The organism is Achromobacter sp. FW305-C-13 (assembly GCF_058783475.1).
Genome location: NZ_JBYSYN010000007.1, coordinates 11,874 through 35,851 on the forward strand (window position 1 = coordinate 11,874; position 23,978 = coordinate 35,851).

At 65.7% G+C, this 23,978-nt stretch carries 16 protein-coding genes; 4 read left to right on the forward strand and 12 right to left on the reverse strand.

Features of this window, described 5'->3' with window-relative positions:
- Window positions 1–36: 36 nt before the first annotated feature.
- The 7 genes from AC3WMU_RS29170 to dnaE are packed head-to-tail and all read right to left on the reverse strand — an operon-like array spanning window position 37 to window position 9,200.
- On the reverse strand, window positions 37–1,185 hold the full coding sequence (locus AC3WMU_RS29170) for a glycosyltransferase family 4 protein (RefSeq protein ID WP_454676423.1): 1,149 nt from the start codon (window positions 1,183–1,185) through the stop codon (window positions 37–39).
- Complete coding sequence (locus AC3WMU_RS29175) at window positions 1,160–1,885, reverse strand: polysaccharide deacetylase family protein (protein ID WP_006224876.1); 726 nt, start codon at window positions 1,883–1,885, stop codon at window positions 1,160–1,162. Before AC3WMU_RS29175 ends, AC3WMU_RS29170 begins: the two co-directional genes overlap by 26 nt.
- A gap of 8 nt (window positions 1,886–1,893) precedes the next feature.
- Window positions 1,894–3,018: a glycosyltransferase gene (locus AC3WMU_RS29180; RefSeq protein ID WP_006224877.1), complete on the reverse strand. Its 1,125-nt coding sequence runs from the start codon at window positions 3,016–3,018 to the stop codon at window positions 1,894–1,896.
- Window positions 3,015–3,767 carry a glycosyltransferase family 2 protein gene (locus AC3WMU_RS29185; protein WP_006224878.1) on the reverse strand — a complete coding sequence of 251 codons (753 nt, stop codon included), beginning with the start codon at window positions 3,765–3,767 and terminating at the stop codon, window positions 3,015–3,017. The genes AC3WMU_RS29180 and AC3WMU_RS29185 overlap by 4 nt, the downstream gene beginning before the upstream one ends.
- A complete protein-coding gene (locus AC3WMU_RS29190) occupies window positions 3,764–4,612 on the reverse strand; it encodes a polysaccharide deacetylase family protein (RefSeq protein WP_492283354.1) in 849 nt (282 codons plus the stop codon). The genes AC3WMU_RS29185 and AC3WMU_RS29190 overlap by 4 nt, the downstream gene beginning before the upstream one ends.
- Entirely contained in the window at window positions 4,609–5,709 is a 1,101-nt protein-coding gene (locus AC3WMU_RS29195; RefSeq protein ID WP_006224880.1) for a glycosyltransferase family 4 protein, read from the reverse strand. Before AC3WMU_RS29195 ends, AC3WMU_RS29190 begins: the two co-directional genes overlap by 4 nt.
- Window positions 5,709–9,200, reverse strand: coding sequence for a DNA polymerase III subunit alpha (gene dnaE / locus AC3WMU_RS29200; protein WP_492283355.1), 3,492 nt, complete (start codon window positions 9,198–9,200; stop codon window positions 5,709–5,711). Before dnaE ends, AC3WMU_RS29195 begins: the two co-directional genes overlap by 1 nt.
- 128 nt (window positions 9,201–9,328) lie before the next feature.
- Here dnaE and lpxO point away from each other — a divergent pair, with 128 nt between their 5' ends.
- Complete coding sequence (gene lpxO, locus AC3WMU_RS29205; protein WP_006224882.1) at window positions 9,329–10,228, forward strand: lipid A hydroxylase LpxO; 900 nt, start codon at window positions 9,329–9,331, stop codon at window positions 10,226–10,228.
- Between the two features lie 52 nt (window positions 10,229–10,280).
- On the opposite strand, the gene AC3WMU_RS29210 is transcribed toward lpxO, so the two are convergent.
- The 3 genes from AC3WMU_RS29210 to hrpA all read right to left on the reverse strand — a co-directional run bounded on the left by AC3WMU_RS29210 (window position 10,281) and on the right by hrpA (window position 18,209).
- A complete protein-coding gene (locus AC3WMU_RS29210) occupies window positions 10,281–11,576 on the reverse strand; it encodes an ABC transporter ATP-binding protein (RefSeq protein WP_006224883.1) in 1,296 nt (431 codons plus the stop codon).
- Between the two features lie 8 nt (window positions 11,577–11,584).
- Window positions 11,585–13,318: an ABC transporter permease gene (locus AC3WMU_RS29215; protein WP_088591600.1), complete on the reverse strand. Its 1,734-nt coding sequence runs from the start codon at window positions 13,316–13,318 to the stop codon at window positions 11,585–11,587.
- A 946-nt stretch (window positions 13,319–14,264) separates the two neighbouring features.
- Window positions 14,265–18,209, reverse strand: a complete 3,945-nt coding sequence (gene hrpA / locus AC3WMU_RS29220; protein WP_492283356.1) for an ATP-dependent RNA helicase HrpA — start codon at window positions 18,207–18,209, stop codon at window positions 14,265–14,267.
- A 217-nt stretch (window positions 18,210–18,426) separates the two neighbouring features.
- Between hrpA and argA the strand changes: the two genes are divergently transcribed.
- The 3 genes from argA (at window position 18,427) to AC3WMU_RS29235 (ending at window position 22,271) form a co-directional block, all read left to right on the forward strand.
- Window positions 18,427–19,785: an amino-acid N-acetyltransferase gene (gene argA / locus AC3WMU_RS29225; protein WP_006224886.1), complete on the forward strand. Its 1,359-nt coding sequence runs from the start codon at window positions 18,427–18,429 to the stop codon at window positions 19,783–19,785.
- 102 nt (window positions 19,786–19,887) lie between these two features.
- Complete coding sequence (locus tag AC3WMU_RS29230) at window positions 19,888–20,160, forward strand: oxidative damage protection protein (RefSeq protein WP_006218476.1); 273 nt, start codon at window positions 19,888–19,890, stop codon at window positions 20,158–20,160.
- A 158-nt stretch (window positions 20,161–20,318) separates the two neighbouring features.
- Window positions 20,319–22,271, forward strand: coding sequence for a phosphocholine-specific phospholipase C (locus AC3WMU_RS29235; protein WP_492283357.1), 1,953 nt, complete (start codon window positions 20,319–20,321; stop codon window positions 22,269–22,271).
- Between the two features lie 105 nt (window positions 22,272–22,376).
- On the opposite strand, the gene phoU is transcribed toward AC3WMU_RS29235, so the two are convergent.
- Both phoU and rpiA read right to left on the reverse strand, forming a co-directional pair.
- Window positions 22,377–23,102: a phosphate signaling complex protein PhoU gene (phoU, locus tag AC3WMU_RS29240; protein WP_006224888.1), complete on the reverse strand. Its 726-nt coding sequence runs from the start codon at window positions 23,100–23,102 to the stop codon at window positions 22,377–22,379.
- Window positions 23,103–23,278: 176 nt separating this feature from the next.
- On the reverse strand, window positions 23,279–23,959 hold the full coding sequence (gene rpiA / locus AC3WMU_RS29245; RefSeq protein WP_492283358.1) for a ribose-5-phosphate isomerase RpiA: 681 nt from the start codon (window positions 23,957–23,959) through the stop codon (window positions 23,279–23,281).
- Window positions 23,960–23,978 lie beyond the last annotated feature (19 nt).

Sequence of the window (23,978 nt, forward strand, 5' to 3'; positions counted from 1 at the left end):
CCGCGCGGCGTGGGGAGACCCACACCGCTCACCGGCTCAGCTGCGCGCTTCCAGCACCTTTTCGTACAGCTCCTCATATCTTGAGGCAACCGTTTCCCAGCTTTGATCGCGGGCGATTTCCAGGCCGCGTTCGGTCAATGCCGCCCGTAGCTCAGGTTCCGAGCCCAGCCGTTCCAGCGCTTGCGCCAACTGGGCGCCGTCGCGCGGATCTTGCAGGATCAGCGCGTCCTTGCCGGCGGAAAGATACTGCGCAAAGCCGCAGTACGCCGGCGAACTGACGACCACCGGCAGGCCGTGCGACATGGCCTCCAGGGGCGCCATGCCGTAGCTGTCGTTCAGCGTGGGATGCGCGTAGATGTCCGCCGCACTGAAATACTGGGCCACCTCGGGCGTCGGATCGACCAGCGTGACGCGATGGGCGATGCCGCTGGCAGCACGGACCCGGTCGCGGGTGGGCTCATCCGCCCCCACGACCAGCAGCTTGTAATGGGCCGGCAACTGCGCCAGCGCGTCCAGCAAGGCCGGCAGCCCTTTTCGCAGAGGATTGCGGGCCACCAGCAGGCAACCGACCGTTCCGGCGTCCCAGCCCAGGCGAGCGCGGGTGGCATCACGGCCGTTGGCCTCTTCGGCCGACGGCAATTTGACGCCGGGCGCGATGATGTCCACCGTCAACTGCTGGCCGTAACTGCGGTGAAGCTGATCCATGATCAAGCCGGACACGGCCACCACGCGCCGGGCGGGCGCACCACGGACGCGCAGCTTTTCCAGCAGCAGGTAGGTGGCCAGCCGCGGGCTCAGCCAGGCCGTCACGCGCGACAGCGGCCGGACGCGGGTGACGCGGTTGTAGCGCACTGGCGTCACGTGCATGACCTGGATCTCTCCGGCCCAGCCGTTCATATGCGAATGCACGATGTCGAATTTCCCGCGCGTCAGCCGATCGGCCCGCCACGCGAAATACAGCACGCGCATCCAGCTAGGCAGCCAGCCGGGAAAGCGCACCGGCAGGAAACGGAACGGCAGGTCGCTGTCGAAGTCACGCGCCACGATGGAGATATCGTGGCGCTGGCCCAGGACGCGCATCAGCTCCACGCCATAGGCCTCCGCGCCTCCGAAGCGATTGCCGAAGCGGTCGACCAACAGCGCAATGCGAAGCCGCCGCTCAGCGGCGCCGGCGCGTGTCTTCATACCGGGTCAGGCACTTCTGCAGGAAGCGGACGATATTGGTGGAACGCGCCACCGTCACCCGGGGCAGTCCGAACGGATCGTCGGACGCCGCCGCCAGGCCGCGCTGGGTCAGCGTGGCGTTGTCATAGCCGGCCTCACGCACCATGACGCGGTGCTCGGGTCCGTGGTCGCCATAGGGATAACAGAAAGCCGTGACGGGCGCGCCCAGCGCCTGTTCCAGTTCGTCCTTGGATTCGACGATCTGGCGACGGGCTTCTTCAGGCGACATTTCGGGCAAATGCACATGGTCCAGCGTATGCGAGCCGACCTCGTTGCCGGCCTGCGCCCATTCACGCATTTCCTGCACGGTCATCAGGGCCGAAAAGGGAATGCCCTTTGCATGGTCCCAGACGTTGCTGCCGTCGAACTGACGCGCAACAAAATAATTAGTGGCGGTAAAGCCGAGTTCGCTCAGCACCGGCATCGCGTTGCGATGCACATTGCGGTAGCCGTCGTCGAACGTGACGCCGAACACCTTGCCCTGACGCTCGCCGCGCACATAGGGCATGACGTCGCGCATCGACAGGCCACGGTAGCCAAGGCGGCGCATCCAGCGCATCTGGCGGGCGAAGCTGTCGGGATGTACGGTCAACCCGCGAAACGGCGTGCCCTTGGGGTTGGGCTCGCCGATCTGGTGGTACATGAGAATAGGGATAGACATAGGCCGGATTATAGAGCCCGGCGTCCATCCAGCGTACGCTGGTAGACATCTACTGTGGCGGCAGCGAAACGGTCCAGATTGAAGTCGCGCAGACTGGTTTCACGGGCACGGGCGCCCATGGCGCGTACCGTGTCCGGATGGTCCAGCATGAACCGCAGCTTGGCCGTCATGGCTGGCACGTCGCGCACCGGCACGATCCAGCCGTCCACGCCGTCGGTCACGTTCTCGGGCAGCCCGCCCACGTCGGTCACCAGCGCGGGAAGCCCCAAGCCCATGATCTCGCGGCACGCGAAGGAAAGTGCTTCGCGGTAGGACAGCACGAAGCCGGCATGGCAGGACGCCAGCGCAGCGCGTACGTCGTCGAGCAGCCCGGGGAAGCGGACCTGATCGATCATGCCCAGCTCTCGCACGCGGGCCAGTTTAGCCTCGGACGGCGGATCGCCCGCCACCATCAGCAGCACGCGCGCCTTGTCGGCGGGCGGCAAGGCAGCAACGGCGGCCACCAGGTCCAGCCAGCCCTTGTCGTAATCGGTACCGCCGGCGCTGCCCAGCAGCAGCTTGCCCTGCCAGGACGGGCCGAAGATCAGCGCGCGCAGCTTGTCCAGGCTTTCCGGCGGAGGGGGAGCGAAGAAGTTCGTGTCGATGCCGTGCCGGATGGTGGTGATTGGGCGCTTGCTGTAGGGCGAACGCTGCATCAGGCCATGGACGTAGTCGCTGACGGCAATGCCGTGGTCAGTCGCCAGGGCGACGCGTAGCTTGTGGCCGAAGCTCGAGAGCGGATGGTCGTTGTGCTTGGTGAACACGATGCGCGGCCGGCGGGCCATGCCCAGCGTCGCCAGCATCACTTGCTTGTGGTCGGCCGATCCGTTGACATGGATGATGTCAAAGCGCCCGGCCTTGATCAGGCGGCGCAGCTGCGAGCGGTCCTTGAACCAGGAGGACGGGCGCGTCGTGTATTGCATGTCGACCACGGTCACACCCGGAATGGCGCGAGCGTAGCGGTGCAGCCGGCTGGTGGCGGGCGCCGCCACGGTGATCTCGTGATCGCGGGCCAGGGCCTTCGCCAGGTTGATGATGTAGGTGACGTGCCCCCCGCCGTTGCCGGCGTGGAAGTTCGTGTACAGGATCTTCACTTCTGCTTCTCGGCCAGGAACATCAGCTTGGAATAGCGGAAGAAACTGCCTGCCGCCGCCGTCACCGCCAGCACCAGGCCGTGCCTGCCGTCCAGGAAGCCGCGGCGGATGAGATAGATGCGCACGAAGGTCCAGAAGCCGTGACCCAAGGCGCCGAAGACCGAGGTGCGGCGCCCCTTGGCATACATCATCGCCGCCGCGTCCGACGAGTAGCGGTTGACCTTGTTGATCAGCGCATCCAGGTTGTCGTACGGATAATGATTGAAATAGCCCTGCAACTTCAGGGGCTGGCCATTGGCCGGCACCACGCGCTCGTGCACGGCGGCATCGGTGAAGCGTGCCGTGCCGCGCTTGAAGAGGCGCAGCACGTAATCGGGCCACCAGCCGCTGTGGCGGATGTCCTTGCCGCAGAAATTCGATAGCCGGGCGATCTCGTAGGCGTCGGCGCGCGGGTTCGCCAGCACGTCCTGGATTTCGCGGGCCAGCTCGGGCGTGACACGCTCGTCGGCGTCGATGGACAGCACCCAGTCACCCGTCGCCAAATCCAGCGCGCGGTTCTTCTGAGGACCGAAGCCCGGCCAGTCGGGCGTGATTTCAACGCGTGCGCCCAGCGCCTGCGCCAATTCGACGGTGCCATCGGTGCTGCCCGAATCCACCACGATGAATTCGTCGGCGAAGGACACGGACTTAAGGCAGGCGGCGATATTCGCCGCTTCGTTCTTGGTGATGATGATGACTGATAGCTTCATCCGCGATTCCTAAGACGCTTTTTCCAGGCTTTCCAGGCGTGGTAGCGCGGCCCCCAGAACGGGTCGCGCGACAGCCAGATGCGCCGGTTCAGCCAGGTTCCGCCCTGGTTGCGCACCGCGAAACGGTAGATGTGCTCGGGGTCCGCGCCGGGGGTGTTCTGTCCGAAAGGGTCGGTAGTGTACAAGTGCGCAAAGCCCGCCTGCCGGGCGGCGGCGACGTAATCCGCATCGAAATAGCCTTGGGGCCAGCAGAGATGGTCGCTGACGGATCCGAGGCGGCGCACGAGGGTATCGCGGGAATCGTGCAGTTCCTGCGCGATATGGTCGCGCTTGGCGTCCACGTCGGCGCCGCAGACCTTGTCCCAGCGGGTGTGGGTATGCGTATGGGAATGGAATTCGAACGTGCCCGCGGCCTGCATGGCTTCGATCTCGCTCCAGCGCAGCATGGCGTCATCGGCGCGACCGGCCGCCACCAATTGTTTGCAGGCGTCGTGGTCGGGCGTGGCGGGCAACGGGCCGCCCTGCCCCGCGTGCGGACGCACGGGGCCGTCGCCGATCCAGCCGGTAATGGTGAACAGCACGGCGCGCATGCCGTAGCGCGCCAGCACGGGATGCGCGTGCACCCAGTTGTTCAGGTAGCCGTCGTCGAAAGTGATCAGCACGGAACGCTCGGGCGCCGCGCCGCCCGCCAGGTAAGCGGCGAACTGGGCGGCGGACAGCGATTGGTAGCCGGCCCGCGCCAGGCGCGAAACCTGGGCCTCGAACACGTCCGGCGTGGCTGCGATCATGCCGCCCGCAGGGGTGACATGGTGGTACATCAGCACGGGGACGTTGGGCGCATTCATGCCGCGCGCTCCGCCAGCCACTTCAAGTAGACGGCTTCGGTGGTTTCGGCCAGGCGGGCGGGCGAAAACACAGCTTCTTCCCAGACCATTTTGCGGCCGGCGTCGCCCATGCGACGGCGCAGGGCCGGGTCATCAATCAGGCGCTGCAAGGCGTCGGTGAGCGCCTGGGGATTCTTGGGCGGCACCAGGATGCCGGTATCGCCGTTGCGAAACATCTCGGACACGCCGCCCACATCGGTGCCGATCACCGGCAGGCCGCTGGCCTGCGCTTCGACATAGACGGTGCCGGACGCTTCCTGTTGCGTAGCCAGCGCGAACACGTCAAAGCCCGCCAGCAGATTGGGCACGTCGCGCCGCATGCCCATCAGATGGATGCGGTCTTGCAGGCCCAGGGTGGCCACGTAGTCCTGGGTCTGCTCGAAGACCGGCGAGCCGCCGCCGACGAACACCAGGTGCAGCTTGGGCCGGCTTGCCATCAGCGGCACGATCGCGTCGATCAGGTCCTTGTGGCCTTTCGTGGCGCGCATGACCGCCACGCAGCCCACGACGATATCGTCATCCGCCAGGGCGAGTTCATCGCGCAAGGTCGAACGTTCGACCGGCGGCGGCAGCACGATGGGCGAGTAGACGGTGGCCACCTTGTTGGCCGGCACGCCGCGCTCGATCAGGTATTTACGCACATGATCACTGACCGTCGTGACCCTGTGCGGCAGACAGGTGTAGGACCACATCGATCCCACCTTGTTCGACAGATGGCGGGTTCGCACGATCAGCGGGGTGCCCGCCAATCTGGCGGCCAGCGCTGCGATGACCGTATCGCGCCGGCTGTGGGTGTTGAGCACATCGAAGCGCCCTTCCTTCAGGATGCCGCGCACGGCAGCCACGCCCTTCAGGTAATTCACCGGCCCGTCCATGTCGACCTTATGCACGGTAAAGCCGGCATCCGTAAGGCGTTCGACCAGCAGGGCCCTAGGCTGGCAGATGGCTTCGATATGGTGGCCACGCGCACGCATGGCCGTCATTTCCTTGAAGATCCGCCCTTCCTGACCGCCAAAGCTGGTGGCGGCTTCCGAATGCACGATACGCAGTTTTCGCATCAATAGGTGACCTCTACTCCGTCGGGCTTGGTCCAGGCATTCAGGTTCTCGAGTAGCGTGTCCGCCATGCGGACCCGCCACTCTTCGCCCAGCCTGACCGTGCACAGGAAATTGTTCTTGGTGTAGACGATATCGACCGGCACGCCGGGGATGCCGTTTTCGGGTTCGGCCCGGAACGGGTTCAGCATCTGGCGCAGACGCGCCGCGTCGGCCGTCCCGTTGAGCTTGACCCGCAGGGACTTGGCGCGCGCTTCGCGGGCCAGCTGCAGGTCGTACAGCTGTTCGGCCACGATGCGCATGCCGCCGGAATAGTCGTCGTTGCTGACCTTGCCCTGGACAATGACCAGTTGGTCTTCGCGCAGGCGGTTGCGGTGCTTTTCGTAGAGCTCGTTGAATACCGAGATTTCCACCTGCGCGGTGCCGTCGTCCAGCACGGCGAACACCATCTTGCCGCGGCGGGTCATCATGACGCGCACGCTGGCCAGCACTCCGCACATCCACTGCAGGTCCCGCTGCGGTTCGACTCGCGCCAGCTGCATCGGCACGATGCGGCGCACTTCGTCGCGCCACGCGTCGAAGAGGTGGCCGCTGTAGTAGTAGCCCAGCGCGGACTTTTCTTCCGTCAGCTTCTTGTGCAGGTCCCAGGGAGCCACCTTGGCCAGTTCGCCGGCGACCACGTCGCCGCTGTCGTCGCCGAACAGCGAGGCCTGGTTGGCGCTGCGGGCTGCCTGCTCGGCGGCTTCCATGGCCGTGGGCACGGAAGCCAGCATCGCCGCGCGGTTCGGTTCGATGGTGTCGAACGCGCCCGCCTTGATCAGGGCTTCGATGGTGCGGCGGTTGACGGCCTGCTTGCCTACACGGCGGCAGAAGTCGAACAGGTTCAGGAACGGGCCGCCTTCCTTGCGCGCGCGCAGGATGTCTTCGACTGCGCCCTGGCCGGTACCTTTGACCGCCCCCAGGCCGTAGCGCATGGTGCGGGGCGGCTTGCCCTTTTCGGTGTGCTTGTCGGCCACCGGCTCAAACCGGAAGCCCGAGAAATTGACGTCAGGCGGCAGCACCTCGACGCCGTTGTCCTGGGCGTCGCGGCAGAAGATCTGGACCTTGTCCGTGTCGTCCATATCGGACGACATGGTGGCGGCCAGGAATTCCGTCGGGTGATAGGCCTTGAGCCAGGCGGTCTGGTACGAGATCAGCGCGTAGGCGGCCGAGTGCGACTTGTTGAAGCCGTAGCCCGCGAACTTTTCCATCAGGTCGAACAGTTTGACCGCCAGGTCGGGATCGTGGCCCTTTTCCTTGGCGCCTTGCTCGAACAGTTCACGGTGCTTGGCCATTTCCTCGGGCTTTTTCTTGCCCATGGCGCGGCGCAGCAGGTCGGCGCCGCCCAGCGAGTAGCCCCCGATGATCTGCGAGATCAGCATCACCTGTTCCTGGTAGACGATGACCCCGTAGGTGCTCTTCAGGGTGCTTTCCAGGTCGTTGTGGAAGTAGTCCACTGCAGCGCGGCCGTGCTTGCGGTTGACGAAGTCGTCCACCATGCCCGATTCCAGCGGCCCGGGACGATACAGGGCCAGCATGGCGATGATGTCTTCGAAGGTGTTCGGCCGCAGCTTTTTCAGCAGTTCCTTCATGCCGCGCGATTCCAGCTGGAACACGGCGGTGGTGTTGGCGTCGCACAGGATCTTGTAGGCGGCCGGATCGTCAAGCTCCAGCGCCATGACGTCGAAGTCGCGCTTGTCCTCGTTGAACTGGCGCACATAGCGCACGGCCCAGTCCAGGATGGTCAAGTTGCGCAAACCCAGGAAGTCGAACTTCACCAGGCCGGCGGCTTCGACGTCGTCCTTGTCGAATTGCGAGACCGCGCTGTTTTCCTGCCCCGGCTGGCAATACAGCGGGCAGAAATCGGTGAGCTTGCCCGGCGCGATGAGCACGCCGCCGGCGTGCATGCCGATGTTGCGGGTCAGGCCTTCCAGCGGTTTGGCCAGGTCGACCAGCGCGCGCACTTCTTCTTCCTGCTCGTAGCGGTCCTTGAAGGCGGGTTCGTCCTTGAGGGTGCGTTCGAGCGTCCAGGGATCCATCGGGTTGAACGGGATCAGCTTGGACAGGCCGTCGCAGAACATGTAGGGCATGTCCAGCACGCGGCCGGCGTCGCGGACCACGGCTTTCGCGCCCAGCGTACCGAAGGTGGCGATCTGGCTCACGGCGGCGCGGCCGTACTTTTCCTTGACGTAGTCGATGACCCGTTCGCGGTTGTCCTGGCAGAAGTCGATATCGAAGTCGGGCATGGAGACCCGCTCGGGATTCAGGAAGCGCTCGAACAGCAAGTCATAGCGGATCGGGTCCAGGTCGGTGATGCCCAGCGCGTAGGCCACGAGCGAACCTGCGCCCGACCCCCGCCCCGGCCCCACCGGCACGCCGTTGTTCTTGCCCCAGTTGATGAAGTCCTGCACGATCAGGAAGTAGCCCGGGAAACCCATCTGGATGATGGTCTTGCATTCCCAGCGCAGGCGTTCGTAGTACTGCTCGCGCTTGGACTCGCGTTCGGCCTCGTTGGGGAACAGGAACGCCATGCGCTTTTCCAGGCCCTCTTCCGACAACTGGACCAGGTAGTCATCCAGCGTCACGCCGTCGGGCGTGGGGAAGTTGGGCAGGCGCGGCTTGCCCAGCACCAGGCTCAGGTTGCAGCGCTTGGCGATTTCGACCGTGTTGGCCAGCGCCGAGGGCACGTCGGAGAAACGCCGCGCCATTTCCTCGGAGCTGAGCAGGTATTGTTCTTTGGTGAACCGGCGCACGCGGCGCGGGTTCGCCAGGATTTCACCTTCGGCGATGCAGACGCGGGCCTCGTGCGCCTGGAATTCGTATTCGTCCAGGAATTGCACGGGGTGCGTGGCCACGACCGGCAGGCCGGCTTCGCCCGCCAGCCGCATGGCCGCCTGCGTGTAGGCTTCGTCGCCGTCCATGCCCGCGCGCTGCAATTCGATGTAATAGCTGCCCGGGAACAGGTGCGCCCATTGCCGCGCCAGCGCCAGCGCCGATACGGCGTTGCCGGCGTCCAGCGCCTGGCCTACGTCGCCCATACGTCCCCCTGACAGCGCGATCAGCCCTTCCTGGCCTTGCAGCCATTCGCGGCGGATTTCCGCCCGGCCCTTGCCCTGGTTCGTCAGGAAAGCCTTGGACAGCAATTCGCACAGGTTCAGGTAACCCTGATGGTTGCGCACCAGCAACAACAGCCGGAACGGCTTGGCCGGATCGTCGTCGTTGGTCAGCCAGACATCGCAGCCGGCGATGGGTTTTACCCCTGCGCCTCGCGCGCCCTTATAGAATTTGATCAGGCCGAAAAGGTTCGACAGATCGGTCAGCGCCACGGCTGGCTGGCCCAGCTTGGCGACGCGCTTGATGAGGTCGGAGATGCGCACGATGCCGTCCACCACCGAGAACTCGGAGTGGACGCGGAGATGCACAAAGGGGGTCGGGGTTGTTACGGCTTCGGACATAGCGGGAATTGTACCTAGTGATCCCGGTCCAAGCCGATGCGCCTGAGATTCCGCAAACGGCGCGCCACGGACCTTGTGTAACAATACTAGGTAGACATGACCCAACTGTCGCAGGACAACGATTACGTATGAAATGGCTAATACCCGGGATCTGGCTGGCCGCCATCCTGTTTGCCCACTTCCGAGGCCGAGTCAAACTGCCGCTGGGCCGGCAAATGCTGGACCACTCGGTGCTGCTGGCCCCGATCAACGCCTTCATGGTGCTGGCCTCCCGCGTGCCGTCCACGCCCTACCTGACGACGAGCGAAATCGCCGAACTCAAGGTGCTGGACGACCACTGGGAGACCATCCGCGAAGAAGCCGTGCAAATGGCCGAACTGCGCCGCATCAAGGCCGCCGACGCCCATAACGACATCGGATTCAATTCCTTCTTCAAATACGGCTGGAAGCGCTTCTACCTGAAGTGGTATGACGCCCGCCACCCGTCGGCCGAGGAACTGTGCCCCAAGACGGTCGCCATCCTGAAGACCCTGCCCAAGGTCAAGGCCGCGATGTTCGCCGAACTGCCGCCGGGCGGCCAGTTGAACCCGCACCGAGACCCGTTTGCCGGATCGCTGCGCTATCACCTGGGCCTGGTGACGCCCAACGACGACCGCTGCCACATCATCGTCGACGGCGAATCCTATAGCTGGCGCGACGGCGAAAGCGTGGTGTTCGACGAAACGTATGTGCACGAAGCCTACAACCACACCGACCAGAACCGGATCATCCTGTTCTGCGATGTGGAACGTCCGTTGAAATGGCGCTGGGCGGAGGCGTTCAACCGCTGGTTCGGCCGGGTGGTCATGTCGGCCGCGAGCTCACCCAACGACGGCGGCGACCAGACCGGCGCCATCAACAAGCTGACGCACGCGCACTGGGTCATCGACCAGAAGCGCAAGGCCTTCAAGGCCTGGAACCGGACGGTCTACAAGGCCACCAAGTTCGGCCTGATCGCCCTGGTCGTCATCGGCTTCATCGCCCTGTAATCCCGTGGACAGCGCCCGGGGGCCTCCGCCCCGGGCGTCCCTGCCCCGCTTCTCAGGCCGCTTCGCGCACGGGCAGCGTCAACAGCCCCGTGTGGTAGTCGTAGCCGTATATCTCGCCGTACCGGCCCCATTCCACCGCAATCTTCAGAACCCGTTCGGCCTCGTCGGGCTTCAGGAATTCCTCCAGCGAATCCAGGAAGTCCTTTTCGGGCAAGGCGCCCGTGGGTTCTTGCTCCAGGCTGTGGCGGATATGCGCGGCCAGCGGCACGTGCGCCAGCAGCTGGCGGCCGAAGATGGCTTGCTTCTGCCCTTGCTCGGCGTGCACGTAGCGCTGGCCGAGCGGCGTCAGGAAGATGTCGCCGCGGTCGATCTGGGCCAGGCCGAACAACCCCAGCGCTTCGCAGGCCGGCAGCAGGTCGTCATCCGAGATCTCGGCCTCTTCGGCCAGCTTGGGCAAGTCGGCGCGGCCATTGAACGGCGCTTCGGCCAGGACGTCCAGCACACCTTCCATGCGCTCGACCTCGGTCTGCGGAAACCGGTAACCCAGCCCTTGCTGGCGCGGTGTGGGCACGCCGTGCGCAGGCCGCATGGTCATCAACGCGTAGACCTCGTCGATCAGCGCCCGCACCTGCGGCGAATCCGCGTCGCGCGGCCGCGGCAGACCGATCAGCACCTGGCTGCGGACGCGCCCCGGGTCACTGTCGAACACGATGATGCGATCAGCCATCATCACCGCTTCCTCGATGTTGTGCGACACGATCAGGATGCCCTTGGTGGAGATGCGGCTTTCGTCCCAGAGCTCCAGCATGTCGTCGCGCAAGGTCTCGCCCGTCAGCACGTCCAGGGCCGAGAACGCCTCGTCCATCAGCAGCACGTCGGGGTTCATGACCAGTGCGCGCGCAATGCCCACCCGCTGGCGCATGCCGCCCGACAATTCACGCGGCAAGGCGCCACCGAAACCGCCCAGGCCGATCAGGTCCAGCACGGCGTCGGCCCGCTTGGCGCGCTCGGCCGCCGGCACGCCCTGGGCCTCCAGGCCCAATTCGACGTTCTGCTGGGCGGTCAACCACGGAAACAGGGCAAACGACTGGAACACCATCGCGATGCCCGACGCCGGGCCATACACCGGCTGGCCGCGGTAGGTTACCGTGCCCTGGTCGGCGTTGACCAGGCCGGCCATGATGCGCAGCAAGGTGGATTTGCCCGATCCGGACTTGCCTAGCAAGGCGACGATTTCGCCTTCTTTCAGCGTGAAATCCACGTGCTCCAGCACATGCCGCGCAGTGCCGTCGGCGGCGCGGAACGATTTGCCGACGTCGTGCAATTCGATCAGGACGTTGGGGTTCATGTCTACTCCTAGCGGCCGCGGTCTTCGGCCAGCAGATACAGCTTGCGCCAGAAAAATCGGTTCAACAGCATCACGAACACGCACATCACGCCAATGCCCAGCGCGATGCGGTGGAAATCGCCTTGCTCGGTCATCTGCTTGATGTAGCTGCCCAGGCCGTCGGCGACCAGCGATGTCTTGCCCCAGGACACATACTCGGCCACGATGCTGGCGTTCCACGACCCGCCGCTGGCGGTGATGGCGCCGGTGATGAAGCTGGGGAAGACGGCGGGCAGATACACCCGGCGCCAGCGCAACCAGCCTTTGAGCCCCAGGTTGTCGGCCGCCAGCCGCAGTTCGTTGGGGATGGTGGACGCGCCCGCCACGACGTTGAACAGGATGTACCACTGGGTGCCAAAGATGATCAGCGGGCTGAGCCAGATGTTCGGGTTGAGCTGCCAGGCCACCATGACGTAGACCACGGCGGGGAACAGCAGGTTCACCGGGAACGCGGCCAGGAACTGCGCGACGGCCTGCACGCGCTGCGAATATCGGGGACGCAACCCGATCCATACCGCGACCGGCACCCAGACGACCGAGGCCAGCGCTATCAGCAGCATGACCCGGACCATCGTGATGCCACCCAGGCCCAGCACGTGCAGCACCTCGCCCCAGCCCACGTCCTGATGGACGAACACCACCAGCTTGTACGTCGCCAACAGGGCCGCGGCCGCAAGCAAGGCGTCCCAGACGCGGGTCCAGCGCGGATCGGGCACCTTCGCCCGCGCCCGGATGGAGGTGCCGTCATACGGCACGCTGAACCACCCCAGCGCACGGCGCATGCACGCCCAGAACGCGTTCGACACCGCCTGCATCCAGCGGCTGCGCCGCGTCCAGTCCAGCAACCACGACTGCTGCGCGGCGTCGCCTTGCGATTCCTCGAACCGGAACTTGTCGGCCCAGGCCAGCAGCGGCCGGAAGAAGAGCTGGTCATACAGCAGGATGCCCGCCATCATGGCGCCGATGGCCCAGGCGATGGCGCGGCCATCCTCGGCCTGGATCGCGACGGCGATGTAGGAGCCGATGCCGGGCAGCTTGATGTCTTGCCCGGCCACCGAGATGGCTTCGGCGGCCACCAGGAAGAACCAGCCGCCCGACATGGACATCATCATGTTCCACAGCAGCCCGGGCGTGGCATAGGGCAGTTCCAGCCGCCAGAACCGCTGCCAGCCCGACAGCCGGAAGATCCGGGCGGCTTCGTTCAGTTCGGCCGGCACCGTGCGCATGGATTGATACAGGCTGAAGGCCATGTTCCAGGCCTGCGAGGTGAAGATCGCAAAGATCGCCGCGCATTCCACACCCAGCAGGTTGCCAGGGAACAGCGCGATGAACGGGGCGATGGCGATGGCCTGGAAACCCAGGATCGGGACGGACTGCAGGATATCCAGCATGGGGATCATCGCTTTTTCGGCCGTCCGGTACTTGGCGGCGATGGCGGCGAAGACGAAGCTGAACAGCAGGGAAAAGCCCAGCGCCGTGAACATCCGAAGGATGGTGCGCAAGAGGTAATACGGCAGATAGGCCGGATCCAAAGAGATCGGCAGTTCCTCGCCCAACGCGAACGGGCGGCTCATTTGAGAGGCGCCGTAAGCCATCAAGGCCAGGATCCCCAGCACCAGGGGCAATAGCGCCCAATCCCAGCGGTTAGGGGTGGAGCGAGAGCCCGTTTTCGGGCGGGTCCGGGGGCTGAATAACTCGAACATATCGGGGATGTTCCAGGGCGCAAGGGGAGAGGCCAGCGAATTGGAGCATAACGAGATGACGGCGGTCTGAATTAGGGGTTTTGTGGGTTTTTGGGGTTTGGGGTGTTGCTTGGTGGCGTTCTTGAGACGCCTGGCCTGGCGGGAGCCTGGGGGGCGCGGGGCAACGATTGCGGTCCGGAGCCTTCGCTCCGGACTGCCCCTGCGTCATCCTCGTTGTTGCCTGCGGCAACTGCCTTCGGATTCCCTTGGGCTTATCGACGCCCCGCGCCCCCCAGGCCCCCGCCACACCAGGCTCGGTCAGGTGCAATCTCACGTCAGTGGGGGAGGACCGGGTGCTTAGGGTTCTTGCCCCGGATGGAGAGGGTGAGGAATATCTTGCGGGGCCCGCCCCCGGCCGGCCGCGCGGGCGGCCTTTGGGGGCTTACGCGGTGTCTTGCGTCGGGGGGGTGGGGTGATGGGTTGCGCGGTGTCTTGCACCGGGGGATGGAGCGATGGGTTGCGCGCGATGGGCAGCCCGGCTCTTGTGTCCGAATTGCCGCGCTTCACCCATCCTACGATTGACGATATCGACGGATCTGCCAGAGAAACGACAGGGCCAACAGAACCTGAAGATGCGTATGCCGATTACGGCCGCCCGCGCGGCCGCAATCGGCGGGCACCGTAAGACTCGTCCAGGATCCTGGACCTGGCGGCGCGCCAGGCCAAGACGGCGGCAGGTGGTCGGCGGGGCGGCCTGACTGCACGCAACCTTGATGCGCCCGAGGGAATCTGAAGGAGTCGCCGAAGGCGAGGACGAAGATGACGACGGGAGAGTCCGGAGCGAAGGCTCCGGACCGCAATCGTGGGCGCGCGCAGTCAGGCCGCCCCGCCGACCAGCGGCCTACGAAGCACCACGCGCCACACACGAAACAAGCAGCACGAAACGCCACCCCCCACCGTCAACGCGTCACCGCTTCAAAGACTCCCAACTCTTCATCAACCGCTTGACCGACACCGGCATCGGCGTCCGAAGTTCCTGCGCAAACAACGCCACTCGCAGTTCCTCCAGCAACCACCGGAACTCGTCCAGCCGCGGATCCGGCGCGCCCTTCAATGCCGCCCTCGCCCGCTGATACTGCGTCACCAGCGGCGCCATTTCCGTGACCAGTTTTGCGTCGCGTCCCGGGTCCGCCCGTAACTTGTCAATGCGGGCCACTGCCGCCTTCAGGTAGCGCGGATAGTGTGAAAGTTGCGAATAAGGCGTGTCGCGGATGAACATCTTCGGCATCAGCGCGCCGATCTGCTGCTGCAGGTCCGCGTAGGCGGCCGCATGCGGCTTGGCCTGCGGCAGCTTGCGTTGCAGCGCCGCGTATTCCGTCAGCACCGCGCCGGCCAGCCTGGCCACTTCCTGCGCCAGCAGGCCCAGACGGCCCTTGCCTTCAGTGCGGCGCGCGTCGAATTGCTGCTCGTTCACCGGCCACGGCTCGGCCAGGCACGCCTGCCCCAGCGCGCAATCGATGATCTGGTCGCGCAGTTCTTCCTGCGTGCCCAGCGTCATGTACAGCATGCTGATCTTGGTCAGGTCCGCCAGGTTCTTTTCCAGGAACTTGACCTGCTCGCGCAGCCCCAGCCGGAAGAGTTTCAACAGGCCCGCGCGATGGTGCTTGCGCGCCTCGTCCGGGTCGTCGAACACGTCCAGGTCGCAATGCGTGCCCCGGTCCACCAGGGCTGGATAGCCGATGACGGACTGGCCGCGCCGCTTGATCTCCATGATCTCCGGCAAGGGGCCGAACGACCATGTCGTCAGGTTCTCGTGCGCCAGCGCCTGGGCAACCTGCGTATCGCTGGCCGCCAGTTGCTGGAAAGTGGCCTGCGCCTGCTTGCCGAATTCGGCCCGCAACTGCGCCAGGTTGCGCCCGGCGGCCAGCATGCGGCCATGTTCGTCGACCACGCGGAAATTCATGAACAGGTGGGCGGGCAAGGTTTCAAGCTTGAAATCGCCCACGGCCGGACGCACCTGCACCTGGTCCCACATATCGGCGATGATGGCATCCACCAGGCCTTGCTGCGGGTCAGCCTGCCGTTCGAACCAGCGCTCGTAGAAGCCGGCGGCATAGTCGGGCAGCGGCACGCAATGGCGGCGCAGCTTTTGCGGCAGCGACTTCAGCAGCAGGTGCACCTTTTCCTTCAGCATGCCCGGCACCAGCCACTCGCAGCGGTCAGGGTCGATCTGGTTCAGCGCGAACAGCGGCACCGACAGCGTCACGCCGTCACGCGGCGAACCGGGTTCGAAGTGGTAGTCCAGCGCCATCGACACGCCTTGCCATTCCACCTTCTTGGGGAAGACATCGGTCGTGACGCCGGCGGCTTCGTGCCGCATCAGCTCGTCGCGGGTCAGCATCAGCTTGGCGGCGGCCGCCTTGTCCAGGCTGGACACCCACTTTTCCAGTGACGCCGTCTGGGAAATGTCTGCAGGCAACTGGCGGTCGTAGAAGGCGAAGATCAGTTCGTCGTCCACCAGGATGTCCGGGCGGCGCGTCTGATGCTCCAGCTTTTCGATGCCGGCAATCAGCTTGCGGTTGTGCGCCACGAAGGGCAGCCGCGTGTCGATCTCGCCGGGCACTAGCGCCTGGCGGATGAACAGTTCTCGCGCATGGGTCGGGTTCACGCGGCCGTAGTGGATGCGGCGGCCCGTGTAGATGGTCAGCCCGTACAGCGTGGCGCGCTCGTTGGCCACGACCTGCCCGGCCTTCTTTTCCCAGCGCGGGTCCGACCAGTTCTTGCGGATCAGGTGGGCGCCCACTTTTTCCAGCCACACCGGATCGATCCGGGCGACGCAGCGCGCGTACAGCCGTGTGGTTTCGACCAGTTCGGCCGCCATGATCCAGCGTCCCGCCTTCTTCACCAGGCGCGAACCCGGGTGGATATGGAAGCGGATTTCGCGAGCGCCCTGGTAATGGCCGCCCTCGTCGCTCTTGAAGCCGATATTGCCCAACAGGCCGGACAACAGCGCCAGATGCAGCTGTTCGTAGGTGGCTTCCGCCTGATTGACGCGCCAGCCCTGCTCGCCCACCAGCGCGGACAACTGGGTGTGCACGTCGTGCCATTCGCGCAGCCGGATCGGCGACAGGAAATTCTGCCGCAGCAGGTTCACGAGTTTGCGCTGGGACGCCTTGTGCTGCACCTGTTCGCCATACCAGCGCCACAGTTTCAGGAAGGAAATGAATTCCGACTTGTCGTCGGCGAACTTGGCGTGCGCCGCTTCCGCAGCCTCGCGTTCCTGCATGGGGCGATCGCGCGCGTCCTGCACCGACAGGGCCGATGCGATGATCAGCATTTCGGACAGGCACAGGTGTTCGCGCGCGGCCAGGATCATGCGGCCGATACGCGGATCCACCGGCAGCTTGGCCAATTCGTGCCCCGTCTCGGTCAGTACGAACGACGCGCCGGTCCGCGAGGCCTCGCCCTCATCGTCCGATGCGGACGCCAGTTCGATCGCGCCCAGCTCCTGCAGCAGGTGGTAGCCGTCGGCCACCGCGCGCCCGGGCGGCGCCTCGACGAAGGGGAACTGCTCGATATCGTCCAGCTTCAGCGACTTCATCCGCAGGATGACGGAGGCCAGCGACGAGCGCAGCACTTCCGGATCGGTGAAGGCGGCGCGGTTGTTGAAGTCCAGCTCGTCGTACAGACGGATGCACAGGCCCGGCCCCACCCGGCCGCAACGGCCGGCGCGCTGGTTGGCCGAGGCGCGGCTGATCGGTTCGATCCGCAGTTGCTCGACCTTGTTGCGCCAGGAATAGCGCTTGATGCGCGCCAACCCGCTGTCGACCACGAAGCGGATGCCCGGCACCGTCAGCGACGTTTCGGCCACGTTGGTGGCCAGCACGATGCGCCGCGCGTTGGTGCGCGGATGGAAGATCTGTTCCTGCTCGGCCTGCGACAGGCGTGCGTACAGCGGCAGCACCTCGGTGCCGGCGGGGTGCCGCTTGCGCAGGGCTTCGGCGGATTCGCGGATTTCGCGTTCGCCGGGCAGGAACACCAGCACGTCGCCCGGGCCGTGCCGGGCGCATTCGTCCACGGCGTCCACGATGGCGTCGATCAGGTCGCGTTCTTCGTCGCCCGACATGCGCTCGCGGTCGCGGCCGGGCTTGGCCGCGGGCGCGGCCTCGTCCTCGGCCAGTTCCTCGCGCACCGGGCGGTAGCGGACTTCGACCGGGTACAGGCGGCCCGATACCTCGATCACCGGCGCGGGCTTGTCTTCGGATGCGGCGAAATGGCGGGCAAAGCGCTCGGCGTCGATGGTGGCCGACGTGATGATCAGCTTCAGGTCCGGGCGCCGCGGCAGCAGCTGCTTCAGGTAGCCCAGCAGGAAATCGATGTTCAGGCTGCGTTCATGCGCCTCGTCGATGATGATCGTGTCGTAGCGGCGCAAAAGCGGATCGCGCTGCGACTCGGCCAGCAGGATGCCGTCGGTCATCAGCTTGATGGACGCGTTGGGGCCGGTGCGGTCGTTGAACCGCACCTGGTAGCCCACCACTTCGCCCATCGGCGTATTGAGCTCCTCGGCGATGCGCTTGGCCACCGAGGTCGCGGCCAGGCGGCGCGGCTGGGTATGGCCGATCATCTTCTGGCGGCCGCGGCCCAGTTCCAGGCAGATCTTGGGCAACTGGGTGGTCTTGCCCGAGCCGGTTTCCCCGCTGACGATCACGACCTGGTGGCCGGCGATCGCGCGTGCGATCTCCGGCCGCCGCGCGCTGACGGGCAGGTCTTCGGGGTAGGTCACGGCAGGGATGGGGCGCTCGGGACGCTCGGGGCGCGGCGCCCGTTTGGCCGCACGGGCGGCGTCGGCCGCGGCGGCCGGAGCCCCCGGGGAAGCCGTCTTGGGCGCCCGCGGGCGGGAGGATTCAGGCATGTACGATAGTCCGGTTAGCCGGGCATTATAAATTTCTATGGCTTCCCTGCCCGCTTGCCCGCCGGACGCGGTAGAAATCGGGTACGAAATAAGCGCTGATTTTCCGGCTGCGCCCGCCCCCGACGGCCATATAATTTCGCCACGCCGTCACCGGACGGCGCTATGGCGCGGCAAAGCGCCGCGTTTTTACCGACTCTCAGGAATCCCTCCGTCCATCATGCCCGACCTGGAACCAGACACCGTCTCCGCCCTAGAAGCCCCAGAATTCGCACCCGCCCAGTTCGTCCGATGGTTTCGAGACGTGGCGCCCTATGTGCATGCATTCCGAGGCAAGACATTCGTGGTGGCGTTCGGTGGCGAACTGGTGCAGGCCGGCGCGCTGAATACGCTGGTGCAGGACCTGTCCTTGCTGTCGTCGCTGGGAATCCGGCTGGTGCTGGTGCATGGCTCGCGCCCGCAGGTCAATGAGCAGCTGCGCCTGAAGGGTTTCACGCAGCAGTTCGACCGCGGCCTGTCCCCCACCGACGCCGCCGCGCTGGAATGCGCCAAGGAAGCCGCGGGCGAGATCCGCCTGGACATCGAAGCCGCCTTCAGCCAGGGGCTGCCCAACACGCCGATGTCGCACGCACACATCCGCGTCATTTCAGGCAATTTCGTGACGGCGCGTCCCACCGGCGTGCTGGACGGGGTGGACTACAAGCACACCGGCCAGGTGCGCAAGATCGACACCGAGGCACTGAAGTTCGCCATCGAGAAGGGCTCGTCGGTGGTGCTGCTGTCGCCGCTGGGCTTCTCGCCCACGGGCGACGCGTTCAACCTGGCCATGGAAGACTTGGCCACCAGCGTCGCCGTGGCGCTGCGCGCCGAGAAGCTGATCTTCCTGTCCACCTCGCAAGGCGTGCTGAACGACGACGGTACGCTGGACACCGAACTGGCCCGTGTGGACGCCGACGCGCTGCTGGCCGGCGGCGAACTGGACGAAGAAACCCACGCCTTCCTGCAATACGCGTCGCTGGCGGTCAAACGCGGCGTGGCCCGCGCCCACCTGCTGCCGTTCGCGCTGGACGGCAGCGTGCTGCTCGAGATCTTCACCCACGACGGCGTGGGCACCATGGTGGTGGAAGACACGCTGGACGATCTGCGCGCCGCCACGATCGACGACGTGGGCGCCATCCTGAGCCTGATCGAACCGCTGGAAGCCGACGGCACCCTGGTGCCGCGCCCGCGCAGCGTGATCGAACGCGACGTGGAGAATTTCACGGTGCTGGAGCACGACGGCGTGATCTACGGCTGCGCCGCCCTGCATACGTTCGCCGACGAACATATGGCCGAAATGGCCTGCCTGATCGTGCACCCGGAATGGCAGGGCTCCGGCGAAGGTGAAATTCTGCTGCGCCATATGGAGTCCCGCGCCCGGGCCACCGGCGCCAAGCGCTTGTTCGTGCTGACCACCCGTACGTCGCACTGGTTCATCAAGCGCGGATTCGTGCAGGGCGGCGTCACCGACCTGCCCCGCGAAAAGCAGAACAACTACAACCGTTCGCGCAACAGCATGGTCTTCATCAAGAAGCTGTAACCGCCGCCACGGGCCCTGACCGCAGGGCTCGAAGGGGCTTGGCGCCCTCCGGACGCCAAGCCCGCTAAAATACGCCGTTATCCATCTTTTCGGCAGCGAACCATGTCCCGTATCGTCAACTGTGTGAAATTGAAGCGTGAAGCCGAGGGGCTGGACTTTCCTCCCTACCCCGGCGAGCTCGGCACGAAGATCTGGCAGAGCATTTCCAAGGAAGCTTGGGAAGAATGGAAGGCCATCCAGACCCGCCTGGTCAACGAAAACCGCCTGAACCTGGCCGACGCCCGCGCGCGCAAGTACCTGAAAGAACAGATGGAACGCTTCCTGTTCGAAGACGGTACGGTAGAAGCCCACGGCTACGTCCCGCCCTCGGCCTGATCCGCGTCGCCGACCATGCCAGACGGCATCCGGCGCGCCCCACCGAAGCCCCTCGCCAGCGAGGGGCTTCGCGTTTTCAGGGACTGCCCGCACATCATCAAGACGGCAGTGCCTGCTGCGCTTAAGATTCGAACATTGTTGGCCGTATTAATGCTGTCATGAGAGAAGAATCGCGCTTGCCCCATCCCGCGGATCCGCCGCCGTCCATCGCGCGCGCGCTGGCGATTGCCCCAGACCGCAAGACCGGTACGCTTCACGACGTGCGGCATGTCGTCGTCCTGATGCAGGAGAACCGGTCGTTCGACCATTATTTCGGCACGCTGCCCGGCGTGCGCGGTTTCGCGGACCCGCACCCGGCGCCCACGGCGGCCGGCAACGTGCTGACGCAGTCGGATGGCGAGGCAAGCTGCCGCCCCTATGCGTTGCGCACGCAATATGCCAGCAACACGCCGGTGGGCTACATCACGCCGCACACCTGGGACGATGCACAGCGCGCATGGAATGACGGCCGCATGGATCAATGGCTGTCCGCCAAGAGCCGCCTGGGACTGGGCGCCTACACCGGCGACGACGTCCCCTTCCAGACGGCGCTGGCCAACGCCTTCACCGTGTGCGACGCCTACCATTGCTCATTGCACGCCGGCACCAATCCCAACCGGCTGTTCCTGTGGACGGGCACCAATGATCCGCAGGGCCAGGCCGGCGGCCCCGCGCTGGTCAACACTTTCGATCGCCTGGGCTCGCCCGATGAAGGCTACGCCTGGACCACCTACCCCGAACGCCTGCAAGCCGCCGGCGTGGACTGGCGCGTCTACCAGGACATGGCGGACAACTTCCACGACAACCCGCTGGCCGGCTTCAGGCAGTACCGCCGCCAGTTCGCCAGCGGCGCGGCCGATGCCCCCTTGCGCGACCGCGGCCTGTCCACCTATACGCTGGATGACCTGGCCCGCGACGTCGACGCGGGCACGTTGCCCCAGGTGTCCTGGATCATCGCGCCCACTGCTGATTCCGAACATCCCGAAGTGTCGTCGCCCCGCCAAGGCGGCGCATACACCGAGCGCGTGCTGGACATCCTGACCCGCAACCCGGAGACCTGGAGCCGCTGCGTGTTCCTCGTCACCTACGACGAGAACGACTGCTTCTTCGATCACATGCCGCCGCCCGCGCCGCCCGCCCGCCATACCGACAGCTGCTCGGGCGGACTGTCCACGGTGGAGCTGGATGGCGAATACCACGACACCCGCCACGGCCCCAGCGCCGCGTCCAACGAGGATCCCGCCAGCCTGCACGGCCGCGGCTTCGGCCTGGGCCCGCGCGTGCCGATGCTGGTGGTGTCCCCCTGGAGCCGCGGCGGCTGGGTCAATTCGCAGGTGTTCGACCACACCTCGGTGATCCGCTTCCTGGAGGCTCGCTTCGGCGTCGCCGAACCCAATATCAGCCCGTGGCGCCGCGCCGTCGCCGGCGACCTGACCTCCGCGTTCGACTTTGCCGGCGACCGGGGTTCGCTTCATCCCGACAGCAACCGCCACGCCTGCCCGCTGCCCTACGCGCTGGAAGCCGTGGGCCGCATGACGGCCGACGGCGAGCACTACCGCCTGACCTTGCGCAATTCCGGCAGCGCGGGCGCCGTGCTGCATGTATACGACCGCCTGGACCTGGCGCATGCGCCCCGTCGCTACACCGTAGGCCACGGCGCGCGGCTGGATGACGGCTGGCGCCTGGGCGAGCATGGCGCTTATGACCTGTGGCTCTTGGGGCCGGACGGCTTCCATCGTCAATTCCGGGGCGATGCGCGGGATGCCGGCATGCTGGAGGCGCAGTTCGTTCCCGTCACCTCGGGCCTGCGCCTGCGCCTGATCAATCACAGCGACACGCCGCAACCCGTGAAGGTGGAGTCGCACATGGGTGACGGCTGGCGCGCCATGGCGCACGTGCAGGCAGGCGGGGCGCTGGAACTTAAATACGCCGGCTGTGAAGGCTGGTACGACCTGGAAATCAGCGCCCCCGCGCTACCGGCGTTCGGGCGTCGCCTGGCCGGCCGTGTCGACGCCGGCAAGCCCGGCGTGCCGGACCCACGCCTGTGCCAGGGCGCTACGCTGCCACTGTAGTCGGCGCAGGCGGCAACCCCGATCAGGCAAAGAAAAAACCCCAGGGCATGCTGCACTGGGGTTTGTCAGCGGCCGCCGATGGCGGCCTGGGGCATAGAGGCCCGGCTACTGCTCGTCGTCTTCCGAACCGTCTTCACCGCGCGCCAGGCGCTCGGTGTTCTTCACGCCGGTGTGACGCACGTCGGCGCCCTTGACCATGTAGATCACGCGTTCGGACATGTTCTTGGCGTGGTCGCCGATGCGTTCCAGCGCGCGCGCAATAAAGATCATGTCGATGGCGCGCGAGATGGTGCGCGGGTCTTCGATCATGTAGGTGATCAGGTGGCGCAAGGCCCCCTTCCATTCCTTGTCCACTTCCTTGTCGCTGCGCACGACGGCGGCGGCCTGGATCGGGTCAAGGCGGGCGAACGCGTCCAGCGCCTGATGCAGCATGGTGCGCACATTGGCGGCCATGTGGCGCAGTTCGATCACCGGGATGTGGCGCAGTTCGGCTTCGTGGATGCGGCGGGCAACAGTCGCGACCTTTTCGGCCTCGTCGCCGGAACGCTCCATGTCGGTCAGCATCTTGGACACGGCCATCAGCATGCGCAGGTCGATGGCGGTAGGCTGATGCCGGGCCAGGATGCGGCTGATGCTTTCGTCGATTTCGACTTCGTGGCGGTTGACTTCCTTTTCCCGCTCACGGACCTTCTCCACCAGCGACAGGTCGCCGGTGGCCAGCGCGTCGATCGCTTCCTGGATCATGGCTTCCACCAAGCCGCCCATTTGCAAGAACTGCGAACGGACGCTTTCCAGATCGGCGTCGAACTGCTTGTTTGTATGCTCCGTCATCCGGGCTCCCTGCGTGGTTGATCTCATTGCATTGCCCCGAAATAAGAGAATTACGAGATGGGCCTGCACAACCGGCAAGGTTATGACCCAAGTGTGACAAGATTATGAATCGAGCCCCCGCCGCCCGCAAGGCGGGCAAACGGGGCAACACGCAGACCGCGCGGGGACAGGGACGCTTACGCGGCGCGGTCCAGGCGACGGATGCCGTTCTGGGTAGCCAACAGCGCCACGTCGGCGCCGGCCAGCGCAAACAGGCCGCAGGTGACAACGCCCGGCAGATTGTTCACACGGGCTTCGAACGCCGGCGCGTCAGTGATGGCCAGGCCCGCCACGTCCAGGATGATGTTGCCGTTATCGGTGACGAAGCCTTCGCGCAAGCGCGGCTGGCCGCCCATGGCCGCCAGGGCGCGGGCCACCGACTCGCGCGCCATCGGAATGACTTCCAGCGGCAGCGGGAACTTGCCCAGGGTCTGGACCAGCTTGGATTCGTCGACGATGCAGATGAAACGCTCGGCGACCGACGCCACGATCTTTTCGCGCGTCTGCGCGCCGCCCCCGCCCTTGATCATGTGCAGATTGGCGTCGATTTCATCGGCGCCGTCCACGTAGATCGGCATGGTCTTCACGTCGTTCAGGTCCAGCACCTTCAGGCCGTGGCCGGCCAGGCGGGCCGCGCTGCGCTCCGAGCTGGCGACCGTGCCGGCGATGCGACCCTTGAAACGCGCCAGGCCATCGATGAACAGATCGGCCGTGGAGCCGGTGCCCACGCCGATGATGGCGTCCGGGCCGGCGACCTGTTCAACGAATTCCAGGGCGGCGTCGGCGGCTTGTTGCTTGAGTTCTTGTTGGGAGAGCATGGCGGAGAAGACTACGGGA

Excerpts from the sequence above, each read along its gene's own strand:
- AC3WMU_RS29230 (WP_006218476.1), top strand. The coding sequence starts at position 19,888 with ATGTCCCGTATCGTCAACTGTGTGAAATTGAAGCGTGAAGCCGAGGGG.
- AC3WMU_RS29185 (WP_006224878.1), bottom strand. The coding sequence starts at position 3,767 with ATGAAGCTATCAGTCATCATCATCACCAAGAACGAAGCGGCGAATATC.
- rpiA (WP_492283358.1), bottom strand. The coding sequence starts at position 23,959 with ATGCTCTCCCAACAAGAACTCAAGCAACAAGCCGCCGACGCCGCCCTG.
- AC3WMU_RS29190 (WP_492283354.1), bottom strand. The coding sequence starts at position 4,612 with ATGAATGCGCCCAACGTCCCCGTGCTGATGTACCACCATGTCACCCCT.
- AC3WMU_RS29175 (WP_006224876.1), bottom strand. The coding sequence starts at position 1,885 with ATGTCTATCCCTATTCTCATGTACCACCAGATCGGCGAGCCCAACCCC.
- AC3WMU_RS29170 (WP_454676423.1), bottom strand. The coding sequence starts at position 1,185 with ATGAAGACACGCGCCGGCGCCGCTGAGCGGCGGCTTCGCATTGCGCTG.
- AC3WMU_RS29195 (WP_006224880.1), bottom strand. The coding sequence starts at position 5,709 with ATGCGAAAACTGCGTATCGTGCATTCGGAAGCCGCCACCAGCTTTGGC.
- AC3WMU_RS29215 (WP_088591600.1), bottom strand. The coding sequence starts at position 13,318 with ATGTTCGAGTTATTCAGCCCCCGGACCCGCCCGAAAACGGGCTCTCGC.
- hrpA (WP_492283356.1), bottom strand. The coding sequence starts at position 18,209 with ATGCCTGAATCCTCCCGCCCGCGGGCGCCCAAGACGGCTTCCCCGGGG.
- phoU (WP_006224888.1), bottom strand. The coding sequence starts at position 23,102 with ATGACGGAGCATACAAACAAGCAGTTCGACGCCGATCTGGAAAGCGTC.
- argA (WP_006224886.1), top strand. The coding sequence starts at position 18,427 with ATGCCCGACCTGGAACCAGACACCGTCTCCGCCCTAGAAGCCCCAGAA.
- lpxO (WP_006224882.1), top strand. The coding sequence starts at position 9,329 with ATGAAATGGCTAATACCCGGGATCTGGCTGGCCGCCATCCTGTTTGCC.
- dnaE (WP_492283355.1), bottom strand. The coding sequence starts at position 9,200 with ATGTCCGAAGCCGTAACAACCCCGACCCCCTTTGTGCATCTCCGCGTC.
- AC3WMU_RS29210 (WP_006224883.1), bottom strand. The coding sequence starts at position 11,576 with ATGAACCCCAACGTCCTGATCGAATTGCACGACGTCGGCAAATCGTTC.
- AC3WMU_RS29235 (WP_492283357.1), top strand. The coding sequence starts at position 20,319 with ATGAGAGAAGAATCGCGCTTGCCCCATCCCGCGGATCCGCCGCCGTCC.